This is a genomic window from Carnobacterium funditum DSM 5970, assembly GCF_000744185.1.
In the GTDB taxonomy this organism is placed as follows: domain Bacteria; phylum Bacillota; class Bacilli; order Lactobacillales; family Carnobacteriaceae; genus Carnobacterium_A; species Carnobacterium_A funditum.
This window is the reverse complement of sequence record NZ_JQLL01000001.1, coordinates 661,019-681,391: the sequence shown is the minus strand read 5'-3', so window position 1 is coordinate 681,391 and position 20,373 is coordinate 661,019. Positions and strand designations below refer to the sequence as shown.

The 20,373-nt window shown below is 35.8% G+C and carries 22 protein-coding genes and 2 other annotated features; of the genes, 20 read left to right on the top strand and 2 right to left on the bottom strand.

The annotated features are described in order from the left end of the window. Positions 1 to 227: 227 nt before the first annotated feature. From BR44_RS03080 to BR44_RS03065, 4 genes are read left to right on the top strand one after another with little or no spacing between them, the layout of a single operon-like run. On the top strand, positions 228 to 1,445 hold the full coding sequence (locus BR44_RS03080) for a betaine/proline/choline family ABC transporter ATP-binding protein (protein ID WP_034550542.1): 1,218 nt from the start codon (positions 228 to 230) through the stop codon (positions 1,443 to 1,445). A gap of 12 nt (positions 1,446 to 1,457) precedes the next feature. Then, positions 1,458 to 2,081, top strand: a complete 624-nt coding sequence (locus BR44_RS03075) for an ABC transporter permease (RefSeq protein WP_034550540.1) — start codon at positions 1,458 to 1,460, stop codon at positions 2,079 to 2,081. Between the two features lie 31 nt (positions 2,082 to 2,112). Further along, positions 2,113 to 3,042 carry an osmoprotectant ABC transporter substrate-binding protein gene (locus BR44_RS03070; RefSeq protein ID WP_034552847.1) on the top strand — a complete coding sequence of 310 codons (930 nt, stop codon included), beginning with the start codon at positions 2,113 to 2,115 and terminating at the stop codon, positions 3,040 to 3,042. A gap of 3 nt (positions 3,043 to 3,045) precedes the next feature. After that, a complete protein-coding gene (locus BR44_RS03065; RefSeq protein ID WP_034550538.1) occupies positions 3,046 to 3,714 on the top strand; it encodes an ABC transporter permease in 669 nt (222 codons plus the stop codon). Positions 3,715 to 4,673: 959 nt separating this feature from the next. Beyond that, positions 4,674 to 4,918: a binding site (T-box leader), on the top strand. Positions 4,919 to 5,583: 665 nt separating this feature from the next. Here BR44_RS03065 and hisJ read toward each other — a convergent pair. Continuing rightward, positions 5,584 to 6,369 carry a histidinol-phosphatase HisJ gene (gene hisJ / locus BR44_RS03060; protein WP_034550537.1) on the bottom strand — a complete coding sequence of 262 codons (786 nt, stop codon included), beginning with the start codon at positions 6,367 to 6,369 and terminating at the stop codon, positions 5,584 to 5,586. Between the two features lie 147 nt (positions 6,370 to 6,516). On the opposite strand from hisJ, the gene BR44_RS03055 reads away from it, so the two are divergent. The 9 genes from BR44_RS03055 to hisIE are packed head-to-tail and all read left to right on the top strand — an operon-like array spanning position 6,517 to position 13,461. After that, positions 6,517 to 7,347 carry an ATP phosphoribosyltransferase regulatory subunit gene (locus BR44_RS03055; RefSeq protein ID WP_034550535.1) on the top strand — a complete coding sequence of 277 codons (831 nt, stop codon included), beginning with the start codon at positions 6,517 to 6,519 and terminating at the stop codon, positions 7,345 to 7,347. A 12-nt stretch (positions 7,348 to 7,359) separates the two neighbouring features. Further along, positions 7,360 to 7,962, top strand: coding sequence for an ATP phosphoribosyltransferase (gene hisG, locus BR44_RS03050; RefSeq protein WP_034550533.1), 603 nt, complete (start codon positions 7,360 to 7,362; stop codon positions 7,960 to 7,962). Then, positions 7,962 to 9,221 carry a histidinol dehydrogenase gene (gene hisD, locus BR44_RS03045; RefSeq protein WP_156954873.1) on the top strand — a complete coding sequence of 420 codons (1,260 nt, stop codon included), beginning with the start codon at positions 7,962 to 7,964 and terminating at the stop codon, positions 9,219 to 9,221. Before hisG ends, hisD begins: the two co-directional genes overlap by 1 nt. Beyond that, positions 9,218 to 10,216: an aminotransferase class I/II-fold pyridoxal phosphate-dependent enzyme gene (locus BR44_RS03040; RefSeq protein ID WP_034550529.1), complete on the top strand. Its 999-nt coding sequence runs from the start codon at positions 9,218 to 9,220 to the stop codon at positions 10,214 to 10,216. Before hisD ends, BR44_RS03040 begins: the two co-directional genes overlap by 4 nt. After that, positions 10,198 to 10,791: an imidazoleglycerol-phosphate dehydratase HisB gene (gene hisB, locus BR44_RS03035; RefSeq protein ID WP_281173123.1), complete on the top strand. Its 594-nt coding sequence runs from the start codon at positions 10,198 to 10,200 to the stop codon at positions 10,789 to 10,791. Before BR44_RS03040 ends, hisB begins: the two co-directional genes overlap by 19 nt. Further along, positions 10,788 to 11,363, top strand: a complete 576-nt coding sequence (gene hisH / locus BR44_RS03030; protein ID WP_034550526.1) for an imidazole glycerol phosphate synthase subunit HisH — start codon at positions 10,788 to 10,790, stop codon at positions 11,361 to 11,363. The genes hisB and hisH overlap by 4 nt, the downstream gene beginning before the upstream one ends. Then, positions 11,360 to 12,070: a 1-(5-phosphoribosyl)-5-((5-phosphoribosylamino)methylideneamino)imidazole-4-carboxamide isomerase gene (gene hisA, locus BR44_RS03025; RefSeq protein WP_034550524.1), complete on the top strand. Its 711-nt coding sequence runs from the start codon at positions 11,360 to 11,362 to the stop codon at positions 12,068 to 12,070. Before hisH ends, hisA begins: the two co-directional genes overlap by 4 nt. Further along, positions 12,063 to 12,827, top strand: a complete 765-nt coding sequence (hisF, locus tag BR44_RS03020) for an imidazole glycerol phosphate synthase subunit HisF (protein WP_034550522.1) — start codon at positions 12,063 to 12,065, stop codon at positions 12,825 to 12,827. Before hisA ends, hisF begins: the two co-directional genes overlap by 8 nt. Beyond that, the gene (hisIE, locus tag BR44_RS03015) at positions 12,820 to 13,461 is read left to right on the top strand and encodes a bifunctional phosphoribosyl-AMP cyclohydrolase/phosphoribosyl-ATP diphosphatase HisIE (protein WP_034550520.1); all 642 of its coding nucleotides are present in this window, start codon (positions 12,820 to 12,822) and stop codon (positions 13,459 to 13,461) included. The genes hisF and hisIE overlap by 8 nt, the downstream gene beginning before the upstream one ends. Before the next feature lie 445 nt (positions 13,462 to 13,906). On the opposite strand, the gene BR44_RS03010 is transcribed toward hisIE, so the two are convergent. After that, complete coding sequence (locus BR44_RS03010) at positions 13,907 to 14,224, bottom strand: hypothetical protein (RefSeq protein ID WP_034550519.1); 318 nt, start codon at positions 14,222 to 14,224, stop codon at positions 13,907 to 13,909. Positions 14,225 to 14,406: 182 nt separating this feature from the next. On the opposite strand from BR44_RS03010, the gene BR44_RS03005 reads away from it, so the two are divergent. The 7 genes from BR44_RS03005 (at position 14,407) to BR44_RS02975 (ending at position 20,369) form a co-directional block, all read left to right on the top strand. Further along, positions 14,407 to 15,282 carry a DegV family protein gene (locus tag BR44_RS03005; protein ID WP_034550518.1) on the top strand — a complete coding sequence of 292 codons (876 nt, stop codon included), beginning with the start codon at positions 14,407 to 14,409 and terminating at the stop codon, positions 15,280 to 15,282. A gap of 241 nt (positions 15,283 to 15,523) precedes the next feature. Further along, positions 15,524 to 15,570 (top strand) — a sequence feature (sodium ion sensor (DUF1646 type); this cis-regulatory element may regulate processes involved in with the transportation of sodium ions). Positions 15,571 to 15,615: 45 nt separating this feature from the next. After that, entirely contained in the window at positions 15,616 to 15,942 is a 327-nt protein-coding gene (locus BR44_RS03000; protein WP_034550515.1) for a hypothetical protein, read from the top strand. Then, a complete protein-coding gene (locus BR44_RS02995) occupies positions 15,929 to 17,884 on the top strand; it encodes a V-type ATP synthase subunit I (protein WP_034550513.1) in 1,956 nt (651 codons plus the stop codon). The genes BR44_RS03000 and BR44_RS02995 overlap by 14 nt, the downstream gene beginning before the upstream one ends. Positions 17,885 to 17,930: 46 nt before the next feature. Further along, the gene (locus BR44_RS02990) at positions 17,931 to 18,410 is read left to right on the top strand and encodes a V-type ATP synthase subunit K (RefSeq protein ID WP_034550511.1); all 480 of its coding nucleotides are present in this window, start codon (positions 17,931 to 17,933) and stop codon (positions 18,408 to 18,410) included. 53 nt (positions 18,411 to 18,463) lie between these two features. Continuing rightward, positions 18,464 to 19,045: a V-type ATP synthase subunit E gene (locus BR44_RS02985; protein WP_034550509.1), complete on the top strand. Its 582-nt coding sequence runs from the start codon at positions 18,464 to 18,466 to the stop codon at positions 19,043 to 19,045. An 18-nt stretch (positions 19,046 to 19,063) separates the two neighbouring features. Continuing rightward, on the top strand, positions 19,064 to 20,068 hold the full coding sequence (locus BR44_RS02980; RefSeq protein ID WP_034550506.1) for a V-type ATP synthase subunit C: 1,005 nt from the start codon (positions 19,064 to 19,066) through the stop codon (positions 20,066 to 20,068). After that, positions 20,058 to 20,369 (top strand): V-type ATP synthase subunit F, encoded by a 312-nt coding sequence (locus BR44_RS02975; RefSeq protein ID WP_034550504.1) that lies wholly within the window; start codon positions 20,058 to 20,060, stop codon positions 20,367 to 20,369. Before BR44_RS02980 ends, BR44_RS02975 begins: the two co-directional genes overlap by 11 nt. Positions 20,370 to 20,373 lie beyond the last annotated feature (4 nt).

Here is a 20,373-nt window from a genome sequence, read left to right as displayed (position 1 = left end):
TAGTAAGCATCTTCGTTCAAATGTATTTATTTGACAAGAGCAATAAATGGTTGGATAGAATAGTTTGTTTCTTTTTATCTCATTTACCCAATCTTATAATAAAATGATAGATAGATTTTGCACAACATATCTTAATAAAAAAATCCTCAAATTTGATAATGTAGACCATTTAATGGATAATAAATTTATATATAAGAAACGAAAAATTAAATAAGAGGGTGGAAACGATGATTGAATTTAAAAATGTTTCAAAAGTATATAAAGGTGGAAAAAAAGCTGTAGAAGATATGAATCTTTCTTTTAATAAAGGAGAATTTATTGTTTTTATCGGTACAAGTGGAAGTGGTAAAACAACCTCCATGAGAATGATTAATCGAATGATTGAGCCTACATCAGGTCAAATTTTAATTCATGGTGAAGATATTATGAAAAAAGACCCAGTAAAGTTACGACGCAAAATTGGTTATGTTATTCAACAAATTGGTTTGATGCCTCATATGACGATATTCAATAATATTGTGTTAGTCCCTCGTTTGATGAAATGGCCTGAAGAAAAACAAAGAAAGATAGCAGAAGATCTTATGAAAAAAGTTGACTTACCATTAGATTTCTTAGAGCGTTACCCATCAGAACTTTCGGGTGGACAACAACAAAGGATTGGTGTTATCCGCGCATTAGCAGCTGACCAAGATATTATTTTAATGGATGAACCATTTGGTGCATTAGATCCTATTACAAGAGACTCACTGCAAGAATTACTTAAAGAACTACAGAAAGAACTAGATAAGACAATCGTTTTTGTAACTCACGATATGGATGAAGCGTTAAAATTAGCAGATAGAATTGTTATTATGCAAGAAGGGAGAGTTGTTCAATTTGATACCCCAGATAATATTTTAGCAGCTCCAGCAAATCAATTTGTCGAAGACTTTATTGGTGAGGATCGCTTAATTCAAGCGAGACCCAATATTCAGACAGTAGAACAAGTTATGTTAAAAAATCCAGCATCTGTGACGCCAGGGAAATCTATTTCAGATGCCATTAAGATCATGCGCGATCGTCGGGTTGATACATTATTAGTAACGGATGATGCTGGTGTACTTAAAGGTTTTATTGATATTGAAAGTATTGATTTAAATAGAAAACGAGCTACAAGTGTTGGAGATATTATGTCTAATAAAGTTTATTTTGTAAGAAAAGAAACTCTTTTAAGAGATACAGTTCAACGAATTTTAAAACGTGGTTTTAAAAATGTACCAGTTGTAGATGAAAATAATCACTTAGTTGGAATTGTAACTCGCGCGTCGTTAGTTGATATTGTTTATGACACAATTTGGGGTGACAGTGATGAAACTAAAATGCCAAATGAAAATAATCTAGATTCTATAACATCAGAAGAAAGTAAAGAAATGGAGTCTATGACATCAAAAGAAAGCAAAGAATAGGAGGGAAGAGACATGATTGATTTTTTTGCAAACAATGGTTCTGATCTATTGTTAAAGACTTGGGAACACCTGTACATTTCTATGATTGCGTTATTTTTTGGGGTTATCGTGGCAGTTCCTCTAGGAATTGTATTAACTCGGTTTAAGAGAGTATCGTCAATTGTCATTGGAGTGGCAACTATTCTGCAAACGGTTCCTTCCTTAGCACTATTAGCTTTGATGATTCCAATTTTCGGTATTGGGAAAGTACCTGCAATTGTTGCACTATTTATCTATTCTTTATTGCCGATATTAAGAAATACATTTATTGGGATACAAGGAGTGGATGCAGGGTTGAAAGATGCAGGTAAAGGAATGGGGATGACGGATATAAACTTAATCCGCTTAGTTGAATTGCCACAAGCAGCACCGGTCATAATGGCAGGTATCCGACTTTCTGGAGTATATGTTATAGCATGGGCCACTTTGGCATCCTATATCGGAGCAGGTGGATTAGGAGACTTTATTTTTAATGGATTAAATGTATTCAGTCCTGAATTCATTATTGGAGGAACTATACCCGTTACTTTAATGGCACTATTGGTAGACTTCATATTAGGAAAATTAGAGCAAAAAGTAACACCCGTTCAAGCATAAAAATACAGGAGGTTTTTAACTAATGAACACAATCAATAAAGTAAGTAAAATTGTGATTCTTCTTTTTGCAACTATACTTTTAAGTAGTTGTTCACTTCCAGGCTTAGGCGGAGGATTTAATGAAGAAGGTATTACCATTACAGGAGGGACAACCTCGGAACAACAGATTTTAGCTTTTATTGTTGAAGGAATGGTTGAGCACTATTTAGACATGGATGCAGAAATTATCAATAATTTAGGTTCATCTACATTGAATCATCAAGCTTTAATGGGTGGGGATGCAAATATTTCTGGATCTCGTTATACTGGAACATCTTTGACAGGAGAATTAGGCCTAGAACCTTTAACAGATCCCGTAAAAGCTTATGATGCTGTTGTTAAAGGATTTGATAAAGAATTTGAGCAAAAATGGTTTCCAAGTTATGGATTTTCAAATTCATATGCATTTATGGTGACAAAAGAAACTGCTGATAAATATGATCTCAAAACCATTAGTGACTTAGAAGATATCATTTCAGAACTTAATTTAGGTGCTGATAATTCTTGGATGGAACGTGAAGGCGATGGCTATGACGCTTTTGTAAAAACTTATGGCTTCGACTTTAATCGTGTGTATCCAATGCAAATTGGATTAGTTTATGATGCACTAGCTGCAGGTAAAATGGATATTATTTTGGGTTATTCAACGGATGGAAGAATAAAGAGTTATGACTTAGTTGTTTTAGAAGACGACAAGCAGTTATTTCCACCGTATGATGCTAGCCCTGTTGCATCAAATCAAGTATTAAAAGAGTATCCAGAATTAAACGAAATTTTACTTAAATTAAAAGATACTATTACAACAGAAAAAATGCAAGAAATGAATTTTAGCGCGGATAACGATTTATTGGAACCAAAAACAGTAGCACAAAAATTTTTGAAAGAAAATAATTTTTTCGAAGATAAAGAGGGGGTTGAATAACTAGTGGATGTTTCAAAATTAGGACTCTGGGAACAATTATGGTTTTACTTCAATGAAAATGGCTTTTATATTTGGGAGCAATTTTTGCGACACTTTTTAATTTCTATCTACGGCGTCCTCTTTGCAGCAATTGTTGGTATTCCAATAGGTTTTTTAATTTCTCGTCGTGGGAAGTTAGCAGATTGGGTCATTGGAATTGCGAATGTGATTCAGACTATTCCGTCTTTAGCTATGTTATCTATTTTGATGCTTGGACTAGGTCTTGGCACAACGACAGTTATCGTCACAGTCTTTTTATATTCATTATTGCCGATTATTAAAAATACGTATACTGGAGTAAAAAATGTTGATAGCAATATTTTGGATACAGGCAAAGGTATGGGTATGACGAGGTTACAGATAACCTTCATGGTAGAATTACCTTTGTCATTATCTGTTATAATGGCAGGAATTCGTAATGCACTAGTTGTAGGAATTGGTATTACTGCAATCGGCACCTTTATTGGAGCTGGCGGTCTAGGTGACATTATTACACGTGGCGTTAATGCAACTGATGGAGGTGCCATTATATTGTCTGGTGCTATCCCAACGGCATTGATGGCAATTATTAGTGACTTTATATTAGGGATAATTGAAAAAAAATTAGATCCTACACGTAAAGTACGCAGTTAAATAAAAAAGTATTTGTGCAGACTAATATAAAAGAAAAAGACAACCTTCGAAACTTGTTTTTGGAAGTTGTCTTTTTAGATAAGTTGAAAAGATTATGAAAAAAAGAGACATTCTATTTCATCTTTACTCCAAGGCAATAATGAAATCAATTTTTACAGTTCGCTTGATAAAAGTTATTTTTGGAAAAATGAAGTTAACTTCTAAGAGGCGATAAAATGTTCCTTAGATTCTATTATTTGAAACAACTCATGCAATTCAAAAACTTTAATTTCATTAAATTAGTATAAAAAAATGATAACTATCATCCTTAGCAAGGTGTATAATTAGAATCATTGTTTTCGGACGTTAGGAAATAAAATTTGATAGAACTGTGTTCTTATTTTAACAGTCTAACTTATGTAATAACGAATATTGAACGCAGCATTAAGAGCACAAAATGTTACAATATATTTAGAAAAAATTGTTATTTATTAAGAAAAGTAGTAATAAATAGTGAAATATAAAGTGTATTTGAAAAACCTTAACAAACCAACCAATAAATCTCAAATCGATGTTGAGAAACATTTTAAAATAGGTAAAGCAGAAATAAGTAAAACACTGAAAAGAAAAAAACAATATAAGTTCGAAAAAGTCTTAAAAGAGGTTATATAAAAGTATAATGCTGCTCTCAAACATTTAGTAAATAAATAATCAGAAAGAAAAGGACAATAACAAGAATGAAAAAAACTTATATAAAATTGTAGCGTCTAGAGTTGATCCACTCATTAAGTTTAGTGGAGTGTAACTAGCTTCAATATTAGTTAAGTTATTAAAAATAGTCTTTCTAAAAATAAAAGTATGAATAAAAAATGCAATCTGATTGAATGAGATACCTTCTGTATTAAAAAAGAAATTCGTTTTTATTTACAAATCATTTTTTATATGATAAATTAAATAACAATTACAAAACGAATAGAAATACAGAAGCTTTGAAAAGAAAGAGTAGGTACAGGATGTTTGTCAGAGAGTGTGCGGTTGGTGAGAGCACATAAACAAATGTATTGAACACATCTTTGAGCTAATCGGCGAAACCATTTTTGGGAGTAGTTGGATTCGGGACTCGCACCCGTTACAGTGCAAAAGTATGATAGTACTTTCTGAGTTTGATACTGTGAAGTATCAATAAATTGAGGTGGAACCACGTGAGGCAACTCTCGTCCTCTAGCATTATTGCTAGAGGACGGGAGTTTTTTTTTTCTGACTGTTTTGCGATATAAATTCTAGGTTCAAAATTATGGAAAAATATAGGAGGAATGCAAGATGAAGAAAAAATTAATTAGCTTTTGGATAGTTGCTGCACTAATGGCAGTACTCATGGGTGTCACAGTTTGTGGAACAAGTTAGGATTCAAGTGGGGCGGATGAGCCAAACCGATTAGAAGAAATCCAAGAAAGAGGAAAATTTGATGTTGCAACAGAACCTTACTTTGCACTTAATGAGTTCATTGATCTAAGCAAAGAAGGACAAGACTGATATGTAGGCAGCGATATTGAATTAGTAGATTGTAGAGCGGATGAATTAGTAGTTGAACTGAGAGTTGTGCCAATTAATTTTTTTGCAGTATGAGCAGTATCACGGAGGGAAAGTATGGATTATTAATCTGTGAAGAAAACATCGATGGTTGGGAAGAAAATAGGAGCTAGATCCGTATAGATTATATTTTCTGCAATCAATCGATGCCCGTCCAATCTTCCAAGGTCGTGTTCGATGGAAAAAGGCCAGTTGTCTCTGACCACGTTGGTGTGGAAATGGAAGAGGAAGTATTGGAGGAGAAATAGGTCCTATTGCAAAAAAACAATGTCATACTCTTCCTCTCCTCATTAGAGTTCTTCAAGAGAGTTCTTCAAGAGATGAAAAGTAACGTCCAATGTCTTTTGCTTGATGAGCATCAGAACCTGTTTCATAATTCAGTCCAATTTTTTTGGCATACATCATCATGTCGGCGTCGGGGTAAGTCTTCTCATAAAGGGGTTTGTCTATCCCAGCAAAGTTATAGTCTAATCGGTAATGATTCATTTTAGCCAGATCCATTAATGCTCCCCACTGTATAGGATCTTCAACCATATAAGCTTTCTGGAATTTATGGATCAAGTTCAGATGGCCAATCTTTTTAGGTGTCCATTCGCCGAAAGGAAGAGACAGTGCTTTGGTGAGCGTTTCTTCATAGCAACGGTACATTGTTTCAAAGCCGATAGATGTTCCTTTTTGTACAAAAGAATCACTGTCATAGTCGATGCAGAAATAGTCATTGGGTTTCAATTGAAGAAAGTGAACACTCAGTATGGAATGTTCAATACATTCTGGATATTTTTTCAAAAAATCAATTGTCTTTTTTTCATGACCTTCAATATAATCTACTTCGAATCCGATATGAATGCGGATCTTTTCCGCATACTTGTGTTGCATATCTTTCAAGGTACTTATATAGCATTCCACATCTTCCATTTTCATAGCGCTGTCCTTTTTTGGAACAGGGTCTTTGATTGGCAGAGGAGCATGTTCTGTAAAGGTCAATTCTTTCAATCCCTTTAATAGCGCTTCTTCTATATACATTTCTATAGAATCAAACGAGGCATGCGGGCAATAATTTGTATGGATATGATTGTCTCTTTTCATTTTTTTCTCCTTTTTAAAAAGTAAAATTAAAAAAATTAGGATAGTCCTATATGTATAGTACCATGCCTTTAAAATTGGATGAAATAGTTTTTCATTTAGAGAAGAGAATCAGTAAAATCAATTAACTAAAATAGGAGTGAGACAACTATGGATCAAATCAGGATGAACCAGGACTTAATGAAAACAAAACAGAAGGAGATGGGATTTCTGAATCATTTTCAGCAACGTAGTTATGAATTAATTGATTTAGGGATAGTGGAACCCTTTCAATGGAGGGAATTGTCTCAGGATGATTTACATTTGATGGAACGTCGGCACAAATGGGAAAGAAACGGGGCACTGTTTGCTTTACGTAGCGACTGGACGAATGCAATTGTGCGATACCGTAAGAAGTACCAATTGCATGCTGATAAAATTGCTTATGCCGGATCGGTTTACACAGTTGATAGTGAACGAAAGCAATTGGGAGCCGAGATCTTTTCAGCGGATATAAAGGAGCAGTTTCAGGTTCTGGAGGATATGATTTGTTTCTTGCAACAGGAGCTGCATACTACACTTTCAGTAGGAGTGATCAGTCATAATATGTTGCTGAAAAAACTTTTAAACAAAGATGAACATGAGGATGAATTGGTTCAGCAATACATTAAGGACAGAAACTATGATGCATTGGGTTCCCGTTTAGGAAAAGATCATCTACTAGCTAGATTGATGAAAGAAGCACCTGCTGATCAAGGGGACTATTTAAAGAAACACTTTCCTGAATTAGCGGATCAATTAAAGGAAATTGAGCAGTGGCAAGATCAATTAGCTTCATTGGGAGTCGAGTATGTTTATTCTGATTTATTAGCCGTCCCTACGCAATCTTATTACAAAGGAATTTTTATTCAAATTTATGAAAAAAATACAGTGAATCCAATTGGATCTGGAGGGCAGTATACGAGTTCTTCAAAAGCTTTCGGAATGGCAATAACAATTTAAGGGAGTGTCAATATGATAACTATTGCTTTATCAAAAGGGAGACAACTAAAAGATTTCATCGATTACCTTGATTCCATTCAGTTGACTGAATGGTCCACTGCATTGAAATCAGTATCAAGAGAGCTAGTCGTCCTTATAGGAGATATTCGGTTTTTGCTTGTTAAAGGAGAAGATGTTCCAGTCTACGTGGAAGAGGGGATAGCCGATTTGGGAATAACCGGGAGTGATGTATTGTTTGAACAAAATCGACCGCTTAATAACCTAATGAACTTACCATTTGGTTATTGTCATTTTGCTTTGGCTAGTAAGCATCCTCGGAGCGAGTATCCAATTGTAGCGACTAAATATGTGCACTACACACAGCGTTATTTTAATTCCATCATGCAACCCGTCAAAATTATTGCCTTGAAAGGTTCTGTTGAACTGGCTGCGACGATTGACATGGCAGATGCCATCATGGATATAGTTCAATCTGGGACCACTTTGCGTGAAAATGGGTTGAGCGAACAAGTAAGACTAGACGAGATTAACGCTCGCCTCATTTCCAATAAACATGCTTATTTTTCAAAGTATGAGGACATCCAAAAAATTATCAATGTATTGAAGGTGAATTGATGTATACAGCAGAAGAATTTAAAAGACAGTATAAAGCTTCAAATCAGACCGATCTCTTCAAGGCCAAAGCGGTAATGGATATCATCCATACAGTTCAGGAAAGAGGGGATGATGCCCTTATTGATTATGCTAGAAAATTTGATGGAGTGGAATTGGATTCGGATCGGTTAGAAGTTCCAATTGTGGAAATGAGGAAAGCCTACAATGAATTGGACAGCGAGCTGCGCGATGCATTGGAAGAAGCGTATAAACAAATTTATACCTATCAAGAGTCCATTAAATGGTCAACCATGCCGAAGTCAGAACGCTACCAAAATATTCAGCCGTTAACTAAAATAGGGATCTATGTGCCTGGTGGAAAAGCAAGTTATCCGTCAACTGTTTTGATGACAGCCACTTTAGCCAATGTAGCTGGAGTAAAAGAAACAATCATTGTCACCCCTCCTCAACCGGGAGGAATCAATCAAACCACATTAGCTGCCTGCTTTATTGCTAAAGTCGATCATGTCTATCAAGCAGGCGGAGCTCAGGGCATAGCAGCAATGGCTTATGGGACTGAAACGATTCCAAAGGTTGATAAAATAGTAGGTCCCGGAAACCAGTACGTTGCGTTGGCAAAGAAACTGGTATATGGAGATGTCGGAATTGATTCTATCGCCGGACCTTCCGAAATCGTTTTGGTGGTCGACGAGACTGCCAATGAAGAATGGGTAGCCCTGGATGTGCTGGCTCAGGCTGAACATGATGAGATGGCTCGTACATTCTTAATCAGCACCAATAAAGAAAAGTTGGACGCTATTGAAGCAGAAATTGACAAGCAAAAAATGAACCAAAGCCGGTTAAGTATCATCAACGGAAGCCTGAAAGATCATCACTATCCAATTTTGACCAGAGGGAAACGAGAAACTATTGAAATCGTGAACCTGATTGCTGGAGAGCATGTATCCATCCAGACAGAGGATGCTGAAGAGTACATTCCTAAAATAAAAACAGCGGGGGCTCTTTTTATTGGTCCATATTCTCCAGAGGCAATTGGGGACTACGTGGCAGGTCCAAGTCATGTTCTGCCAACCAACGGAAATGCTCGATTTGCGAATGGACTGACGGTGAACGACTTTCTGCGAACCAATTCTGTGATTCAGTTGAAAAAAGAGACGTTCCAACAAATGGCCCCCTTCGGCATGCGCATTGCAAAGGAAGAAGAATTACAAGCACACCATGATTCTCTTGCTATCAGGTGGAAGGAGGAAGAAAAATGATTCGTATCCACAAAAATGAAAGCCCGTACCGTTCATTGACAGATGAAGAATTGCAAGAAATTGTGCTAAAAACGCCTTTCAATCAATATGGTGATGATGAGTACAAACATCTGGCGAAGGTGTACGGAGAATTCTATGGACTGGACCCTGAATTGGTCAGTTTTGCCAATGGTTCAGATGAATGGATTCAAAAATGTATGATGGTTTTAGGAACGGGTCCTGTAATGACGTTTGAGCCAGACTTTTCAATGTACGAAGAATACGCCAATCAATTGCAGCGTCCTATATATAAGGTGGAGTGTAACGAGGATGGATTATTTGATTATGCAAGTACACTTGTACAGATGGAAAACATCAAACCATCATTCTTCATCTGTTCCCAGCCGAACAATCCGCTTGGGATGCTTCATCCAGATGAATTTGTCCAGGCTGCAGCGGATTTGATGCAAGAACTGAATGGGTATTTGATTATCGATGAGGCTTATATGGACTTCGCGAAACAAAAAGCCGTTCGTCCAGAAGGAGAGCATGTTATTGTCATGCAGACACTTTCCAAAATATATGGTTTGGCGGGCTTGCGCATCGGAATAGTGACTAGCAGTTCGGCAACGATGACCTTGTTGAATTCGGTCGCTCACCCTTATCCAATCAATACTTTATCTATCAATATAGCCGCATACTTATTCGAAAATACAACTAAACTGGAAACCTTTATGAATCATCAAAGAAAGCTAGCTGGAAAATTGAAAGACATTTTTAAGAAAGAAGTCAGTGATGTGATGACCGTGCTGCCAAGTCAAGCGAACTTCGTTTTTACTTACGGTGAAGTTGCCTTGGAATTAGGGAAGTACATCCAACAAAGCGGATTTCAGCCGAGAACGTATCCTGACTCGTCCCATCCGTTACTGCAGAAAGCTGTCCGCTATTCAATAGCGACAGATGAACAATTAACGCAACTCGAATCGATTATAAAAGAATGGAGAGTAAGACTATGACAGTATCTATAGAACGCAATACCAAAGAAACAAAAATCCGCATGTCGTTGAAACAAGGTTTTGATCCGTCTAACATTGAAACAGGAGTTGGTTTTTTGAACCATATGCTGAATTTATTTGCTTTTCACGGCCATTTTGTACTGAATTTGACAGTCGATGGGGATACAAATGTGGATGCTCATCATACAACTGAAGATGTTGGCATCGTATTGGGGCAATTGTTGGCTGAAATGGGTAAAGAAAAAGAGCGTATAACACGCTATGGGACAGCCTATGTACCGATGGACGAAACATTGGCTCGATCAGTGACCGATATCAGCGGACGCCCTTATTTGCACTTTGATGCAGATTTTTCAAAAGCGACCGTTGGAACGTTTGATGTGGAACTGGTTAAAGAGTTTTTCTATGCGGTCGTCATTCATGCCCGGTACACAACCCACCTGGATTTAATCAGGGGAGGAAATACGCACCATGAAATTGAGGCTTTATTCAAAGCATTTGCCCAAAGTGTTCGGATAGCGCTGAGTGATTCAGGTGTCAACCGTCTGCCCTCTTCCAAAGGAGTGATCGAATGATAGCAATTATGGATTATGGTTTGGGAAACATTGCCAATTTAACTAATGCCATCCGTTTTCTGGGCTATGAGGTAGAAGTAACCAAAGACGGAGATACCCTTCGGCAGGCAGACACCATTATCCTGCCAGGTGTCGGACACTTCAAAGATGCCATGGAACGAATTCACGCACAAGACCTGCTTCCTTTATTGAATGAGTTAAAAGAAACCAAACGATTGGTGGGGATCTGCCTTGGCATGCAGTTGTTGTTTGAGCACAGTGAAGAAGGGGATATTGACGGTCTGGGCTATCTGCCCGGTACCGTTGAAAGAATCATTAGCCCACACCCTGTACCTCATCTCGGATGGAATGCGTTACACTCAACTCTTCCGAGTTTAAATGGAGATGTGTATTTCATTCATTCCTATAAAGCAGTCACCAAAGAAAACATTGTCGCTACAGCTGATTATGGGCAAGAAGTGGTAGCTATTGTGCAAAAAAAGAACATTTTAGGTATTCAATTCCATCCTGAAAAAAGTGGAAAAAAAGGATTAGCGATTTTAAATCAAGCACTGCAAGGAGGATTTGAATGATTGAGATATGGCCAGCAATCGATTTGATTGACAATAAAAGTGTCCGCCTGACAGAAGGGGATTATGCAACTAAAGAAGAAATGAAACGAACACCTGAAGAAGCCATTGCTTTTTATAATCAATACCCTCAAGTCACACGGATTCATATTGTTGATTTGATGGGAGCAGTCAAGAAACAACCAACTTCTAGCGCTTATATCGAAACACTCTTGAAAAAAAGTACCGTTCCGATAGAAATCGGTGGGGGAATCCGATCTGAAAAGACCATCCAGCATTACCTTGAAGCAGGAGCTTCTTATGTCATTGTTGGAACCAAAGGTCTTCAGGATCGAGAATGGCTTGCGAAAATGACCACACGCTATCCAGGAAAGATTTACTTGGGACTTGATGCGAAAGGGGAGAAGGTCGTATTGAATGGCTGGACAGAAGTCAGTGAAGAGACCATTTACGAGGTAGCCGAAGCGGTAACCGATTTGCCTCTAGGAGGTATTATTTATACAGATACTACAAAAGATGGAAAGATGGGTGGTCCAAATGTGGAATTGACCGGTGCATTAGCAAGGTTATCCAAACACCCTATTACGGCTTCAGGCGGTATACGCAGTCTCGAAGACATCCGAAATTTAGAGAAATCCGGTGTTGCTGCAGCGATTGTTGGAAAAGCAGCCAACACGTATGCTTTTTGGGAGGGACTAGACGATGATTAAAAAACGGATCATTCCTTGTTTGGATGTAAAAGACGGTCAAGTGTTCAAGGGTATTCAATTTAAACAATTAAGAAAAATTGGCGATCCGGTTAAAATGGCGAAAAAATACAATGCTTTCGGAGCGGATGAACTGGTATTTTTGGATATTTCTGCAACGGAAACGGGACATGCACTCATGATTGATGTCATCCGCGAGACAGCCAAGGAATTGTTTATTCCTTTAACTATCGGAGGTGGAATTAAAAATCTGGAAGACATCTCCAAGCTACTCAATGCAGGAGCCGATAAAGTCAGCTTGAATTCTTCTGCATTGGCAAATCCTTCGTTCATTAAAGAGGCTAGTGAGAAGTTTGGCTCGCAATGCATCTGTATTGCAATCGATGCACGATGGGAACCCGAAGAAGAAGAATGGTTTTGCTATACTCATGGCGGAAAAAAGCGGACATCTAAGCGAACGCTCGAATGGGTAAAAGAAGTTGAGGCATTAGGTGCCGGAGAATTACTAGTCACCAGTATGGATTACGATGGAATGAAACAAGGTTTTGATCATCGGCTATTGAGGCTAATTGAACAAGCCGTCCATATTCCTGTCATTGCTTCTGGAGGTGGAGGAAACGCTCAGCACTTTGCAGACTTATTCAAGGAGACTGATGTATCTGCCGGATTAGCCGCCTCCATTTTTCATGATGAAGAAGTCTCGATTGCTGAAGTGAAAAACGGCTGTTCAAAGAAAGGAGTATCGATGCGTTATGTCTAATTACGATGATTTGAAGCCTGATTTTTCCAAAGGATTATTGACGGTTATCTTGCAACATTACACGAATAAAAACGTCCTAATGGTTGGGTACATGAATGAAGAGGCTTTCGAAATCACAAAAAAAGAAGAAGCAGTTTGGTTTTATTCTAGGAGCAAAGAGAGACTGTGGAAAAAAGGCGAAAGCAGTCAGAATATCCAATATGTAAAAGAAATGTATTTGGATTGCGATCAGGATGCTTTGCTCATCTTGGTAGACCCAGCAGGACCAACTTGTCACCGAAACACGGAAAGCTGTTTTAATATTGCTCCAGCTTTTACGCTGAAAGATATCGAGCAAACCATTCAAGACCGGGCAAAAGAGAAAGGAGAGGCTTCCTACACTCATTATCTATTAACAGAAGGAACCGATAAAATAGCCAAAAAATTTGGTGAAGAAGCAGTTGAAGTCATTATTGCCACAAAAAATGCAGACAAAAAAGATACTGCAAATGAAACAGCTGACTTGCTGTACCACCTTGGAGTCTTGCTGCATAATCAAGGCATTGCCATTGATGATGTTGCCACGGTATTGGCGGAGCGCCATCAAAAGAACAACAATTTTAAAGGTGAACGAAAAGATATAGACGTCTGGTAAATAGTAAGCACACAGCAAAATAATTGAAAGATTTTTTTATCCTAAATGGATTTCCTTTTGCAATTTCAATGGACAAAGCAAAAAAAATCGTGCGAAACTAAGAAAAAAAATTAACCTAGTACTATATATTGTGTTTGTTGACAGTTGTCAAAATAGGAACCTTTTGATGGAAATATGTTTTTATCATTACTAATTCTTCAGTGGTTAGATGAGTGTAGGTCATCCGTGGTCACTCCTATGTTTTCTTTGATTGAAATACATTTTGAGTGTACCACGAATGGCTTTTTTAGGTTCTAGCTTAATCTTGCAATTCGCGAGAATAAAAAATGACACAAATTGTAAAAAAAATGTGTCATTGCTAACTGATACTCATTTAGAATATTTTTAATTATTAATGTTTTTTATAAACAATGGAGCTAAAGAGTTTCAATACATACTATCAAATCTAAGCAAGACGGATGTGACGGACATCTTTATAAGAAAGCATATGGGTTAGTTGAGAATTGGTACTTTCTAAAACAAACATGCCGCTTTTATTTTGAAAATAACTGATAGTACCTTTTTTTTCATTGATGGATAAAACATGATTGGTTTTGTTCATTTGAAGAATGATAGGTCGTTTCCGCTCACAAGCCTGAGCTAAAAAAAATAAAATTTGGTGTTCCGGCATTTGAGATAGAGACTTCATTGAATCTAATTTTTTGACTAAAGAAACTTTTTTGCTAAAAAACATAGAATATTGCTCAGCTAGGTTCTTTTCCATATCGATTCCTCCGAACGTTTGTTTGATATGTTTATTATACGAACAAACGTTCCTGTTTGCAAGTCTTTTAAAAATTATTAACGATAAAGTTTTCATTCATGAGTATTCTAGCTATAATAGAAAGGGAAAGAGAAAAGCGAAAAATGAAAATAGAAAAGGCATGATTAATGAGGAGTTTTATAATGACATACAAAATAATGGCAGATGCTTGTTGTGACTTACCGTTGGAGTTTGTGGAAAAAAATGACATCCACATTATAAATATGACGATTAATATGAATAATAAGGAATATCTAGATGATTTAGGGGAAACGTTTGATAGAGAAGCTTTTTTTCAAGCAGTAAAAGATGGAGCGATTGCGACAACTTCTCAAACAAATATTGGAACATATTTGGAAATATTTAAATATTATATTGAAAAAAAAGAGTCCGTTCTTTATTTAGCATTTTCATCTGGTTTAAGTGGTTCTTACAATAATGCGATGGTAGCTGTTGATATGTTAAAAGAAGAATACGGATCAATTGATATTACTGTTATAGATACTCTAGCAGTTTGTCTTGGAGACGGTTTATTGATTTATGAAGCAGTACAATTAAAAAAAGCGGGGAAATCATTAGCAGAAGTAGCTCAGTGGGTTGAAGAGTATAAAATGAAACTTTATTCGTGGGTAACGGTAGAAGATATTAAACATTTAGAAAGAGGCGGCCGTATTTCAGCTGTTTCAGCAACTTTAGGAACATTATTAAATGTCAAACCAATAATTGTTATGAATGGTATAGGCAAATTAGTACCATTTGCAAAAGTACGTGGACGTAAAAAATCATTGCAATTTTTGGTGCAAAAAACAGTTGAAGGTATGATAGAACCGGAGAAACAAACAATTTTTATTGGGCATGTAGGAGTTCCTGAGGAAGCCGCTTGGATAAAAAAGGCTCTTTTAGAAAAAACGTCAGTTAAAGATATCCAAATCTATCCATACGGGCCAACAATTGCTGCGCATACAGGATTCGGATCCATCGCACTATTTTCATTTGGGGCGGAAAAAAATAATAAATAAAATAATATCATTTTATTTAGGCCTTGTATATTGTAATTTGGGCTCGAAAACGGTATAATAATATGCGTGTGGCTTTAATTATATTATTAAAAAAAGCTGAAAAATAAGTTATTTTTAGAGACAGACATAGTCTCTAAAGGACTAAGATTGGGTGAAAGATGTTGTTTCTTAAAGAAGAAGTATTTGTGAACATCTGATTGTTTAAGATAAGCTTATTTTACTTAATTAAATAGAGTACAATGGTTGGGCGACAGCTTTCAAGGATAATTCTTCAAGGGGTGAGAAGGAGTCTTTTTAAGCACGCCTATTTTTTTATTTAGAGGAGGTGAGACAATGAGTCTAGAAACTGTAGAATATGTCAAAGAAGCAGAAGAAAGAGCAACGAAATTAGAACAAGACAGTGTTGTTGAAATAAAAAACATAAAAACTGAAGAGCAAGCAACAATTGAAGAACAAAAAAAGGAATTATCCTTAGAATTAAAAAAATATGAAGTTGAGCAACAAAAAGAATATGATCAAAAAGTCACCTCTATAGAAGAAGATTTAAATAAAGTAATCGCGGTCGAAGTAAAAGAGATGAAAGAGTCCGTTCAGATGAATAAAACAAATGTAGTTAATGACATTGTTAAGGAGGTCGTCAATCGCTATGGCAATAGCTAAAATGAAAAAAGTAACTCTCTTGGCTGAACAAACAGATAAAGACCTTCTTCTAAAAGCAGTACAGGAGCTACAGAGATTAGAATTATTTGACCTGTCTACTTTAGAGGAATCAACGCTTCTTGATTACTACTCCAAAGAAAAACCGGCAGTTGGGAGAACAGAATACGAAGAACGATTAAAGGATATTCAATATTCTTTGACTTATTTAAATCAACACATTCCTAAAGCAGGAATGTTTGCTAAATTAAAGTCAGGGAGAGAAGAATACACGTTGGCAGAATTGGAAGAAACAATTTCAGTTACTCGGTTGAAAGATATTTGCCAGGATGTTTCAGAAAAAGAAAAAGAACTTATTATTTTAGATCAAAAACAAAAAACGCTAAATGAAGAAGAACTTTTTTTACGCAAGTGGGAACCATTGAGTTTCAACCCAAATGATTTAGCAAAATTCAAAGTAACTTCAGCATTTGTTGGAACTATTTCTACAGGAAATGTATCAGGATTTAAAGAAGCGTTAAAAGAATCTGGACCGAATTATGTTGATGAAATTTTCCAATATAAGGATGAAGCTGCTTATCTGATAATCACTGCAAAAGAAAATCAGCAAACAATTGAAGACGTTCTGAATCAATTTCAGTTTACTAAATTCAACTACCCTTACCAATCGTTACCTAAAGAAGAGTTACAAAGAAACATGTCAGAAAATAAACAGCTACAAGAAAAAGAACAAAAACTCGAAAAAGAATTAATACAGTTTTCTCCTCAATTAAAAGAATTACAATTAGGTGAAGAATATTATTACAATATACATCAAAGAGAAATAGGAAAAGATCTTTTGTTGAACGGTAAAAGCTTGTTCTTGTTAAATGGCTGGTTAGAAGAAGATCAGTTTTCTGATTTAAGTAAACTGTTAGACGAACATGTTGGGAAAGATAAGTATGCGGTTATCTCAGAAGAAATTAAAATGAAGGAATTTGATAGCGTTCCGGTAGTTTTAAACAACAATAAATTTGTAGAACCTTTTGAAAGTATAACTGAAATGTATAGTTTGCCTAAATATAACGATATCGATCCAACACCAGTTATGATGCCTTTTTATTTAGTTTTCTTTGGCATGATGAGTGCAGACGTAGGTTACGGATTGATTCTTTTAATTGGTACTCTTGCTGCTCAAAAATTATTTAATCTTGATCGTGGAATGGCTAAATTTATTCGCTTTTTCAACTTGTTATCTTACTCCGTAATTACTTGGGGTTTGATTTATGGTAGCTTTATGGGGTATGAATTACCCATCCAACTTCTGTCTACGACATCTGATGTCATAACGATATTAATTATCTCAGTTATCTTTGGTTTTGTTCAACTTATATATGGGTTGCTTGTTAATAGTGGCGTCAAGTGGAGAAAGCAAGAACGCGCTTCTAGCTATGTTGATGGCATGGCTTGGGTTGGAATTTTAGTAGGTATCGGTTTATTAGTATTAGGGATGATGGTCTTTGAAAGCCCAATTCTTAATTTAGTTGCTTATATTCTAATTGGCGTAAACGTTATTGGGATTATTTTCGTAACTGTGTTATCTTCAGAAAACAAAGGTATCGGCGCTGCCCTAGGATTCTATAATTTATACGGTATTACTGGGTATGTGGGCGATTTGGTCAGCTATACTAGATTGATGGCTCTAGGTGTTTCAGGAGGAAGTATCGCAGCAGCATTTAATATGATTGTTGATTTCCTTCCACCAGTAGCTAAGTTTACTGTAGGGATAGTACTGTTTATCGCGCTACACACTTTAAATATTTTCTTAGTTTATCTGAGTGCGTATGTGCATACAGCAAGGTTACAATATGTTGAATTTTTTGGTAAATTTTATGAAGGTGGCGGACATGCACTTAGCCCGTTAAAGACGTTTGAAAAACATATTTATTTAAAGAAAAGACAATGAAAATTTTAACTAGAGACATAAAAAACAATAATGGAGGAATTTTATAATGGGAAATTTAATAACATTTTTAACTGAAAATAACGGTGGTTTATTTTTTGCAGCAATGGGAATTGGATTCGCAACAATCTTTTCAGGAATTGGTTCAGCTAAAGGTGTGGGTATGACTGGTGAAGCAGCAGCCGCACTAACGACAGAACAACCAGAAAAATTTGGACAAGCATTGATTTTAGAATTGCTACCAGGTACTCAAGGATTATATGGATTCGTTATTGCGTTCTTAATTTACTTGAATACAGGTGTTGATACAACCTTGGGTCAAGGTTTATATTTGTTAATGGCTGCAATGCCAATTGCTTTCACTGGATTATTCTCAGGTATAGCTCAAGGACGGGTTGCTGCTGCGGGTATCCAAATTTTAGCTAAAAAACCAGAGCATGCAACAAAAGGAATTATCTTTTCAGCGATGGTTGAAACTTATGCAATCTTAGGTTTCGTTATTTCATTCTTATTAGTATTAAACGTATAGAAAATCGATTATTTTCTATATAAACAAGAAATAGTTAAGAGTGGAGGGAAATCATGTCAGATTTAAAACTCATTACTGATCGTATGATTGATAAAAAGAAAGCTGAAATACAAGAAAAAATACGCCAGACTGAATTAGAAGCAAAAGAAACAATTGCACTAGCTGAAGTAAAAATAGAAGAAGAAAAAGTAAGACAAATAAAATTAATTGACAAACGTTTGGCAGATGATTTTGAGAAGAATAAAAACAGCTTAGAAAATCAAAAACGAAATAAAATATTAGCTGAAAAGCAACATTTTTTATTAAATATTTTTGAAAAAGTTCAAACAACTATGGAACAATGGGACGAAACAGAATTTCAACAATTTTTATTATCTGTCTTGGAACAATTTAAGTCATTGGAAACCATTGAATTAGTTCTTGGTGAACATTCTAGTTCGAAAGTGTCTGAATATTGGTTAAGAAGTCTTACTCAACAAGGTATACCCGTATCGTTATCGTCAGAAACGATTAGTAAGAAATCAGGGTTTATTGTTAAAGACCAAACAGGTATCCAATACAATTATTTGTTTGATTCTTTGATCACTGAAATTAAAAGTCAATTAATACCATCTGTTTCTAAGAAATTGTTTTAATAAAAAGGGGGAGAATAAATGAAGCCAACAGCTTTTGCTGGGACTAATGCACGCATTCGTGTTTTCGAAAGTAACCTCCTTAAAAATGATCAATTTGAACGGATGCTACAGTCTTCTAATTTCGAGGAAGCACTAAGTGTATTAAAAGATACACCCTATCGCAATGATGTCGAAGAGTTAAAGCGAACAAAAAATTACGATAGGTTACTTGTAAATGAACTGAAACGCATGTACGAAGAACTATTTACGATTAGTCCTGAACCAGCTTTAATTGAGTTGTTTTCATTGCGTTATTCTTATCATAATTTAAAAGTAATGTTAAAAGAAAATTTAACTCAAAATGATTTTTCTGATATGCTTATTCCGATTGGAAAAGAATCTATTTCATCTTTTAAACAAGCAGTAGAAACAGAAAAATCAGATGAACTAAGTCAAGAATACATGACTAGCATCCAAGAAGTTAAAACAGATTACAATGAATACCATAATGTTCAATCAATTGATATTATTTTAGATCGACGCTATTTTACTCACTTGAAACAATTAGCAGAGAGTATTGGAGATTCAAAAGTAATTGATTTGATTACAATGTTGATTGATTTGAACAATTTGTCTACATTATCTAGAGCTATCAAACAAAAACGGTCACAAAACTTTTTGACAACAATTTTATCAAGTTCAGGAAGTATCTCTAAAAAAGAGCTGATTCAACTCAGTAACGAGAATTTAATTGATGCTGGAAAAAAACTTTCTGAAGGTAAATACAGCGATATTGTTTTGAACTCTATTAATCCAGAAACGCAAGAACTATCACCTGTAAAACTTGACTTGCATACGGATAATGCTTATATGGAGAAAATGAAAGACGCTAAACTGGAAGTTTTTGGACCGATGCCTATACTGGCTTATATGTATGCTAAAGAAAACGAAGTGAAAAACTTACGCTTAATCTTAGTAGGGAAAGAAAATAACCTTCCAATTAAAGACATAAGAGAGAGGATGCGAATCATTTATGGCTTATAAAATAGGTGTAGTTGGTGATAAAGATTCCATTCTGCCTTTTAAAATTTTAGGTTTTAATATCTTTTATGCATCTGAAGCTAAAGAAGCCAGACGTATTGTAGACCAATTAGCTAAAGAAAATTATGGGATTATTTATTTAACCGAACCATTAGGGAAATTAATACCTGAAACAATTGAACGATACGATCAAGTAGCTCAACCAGCGGTTATTTTAATACCGAATCATTTAGGATCATTGGATATCGGGAAAAATAGAATTCAACAAAATGTTGAAAAAGCAGTTGGACAAAATATTTTATAGGAGG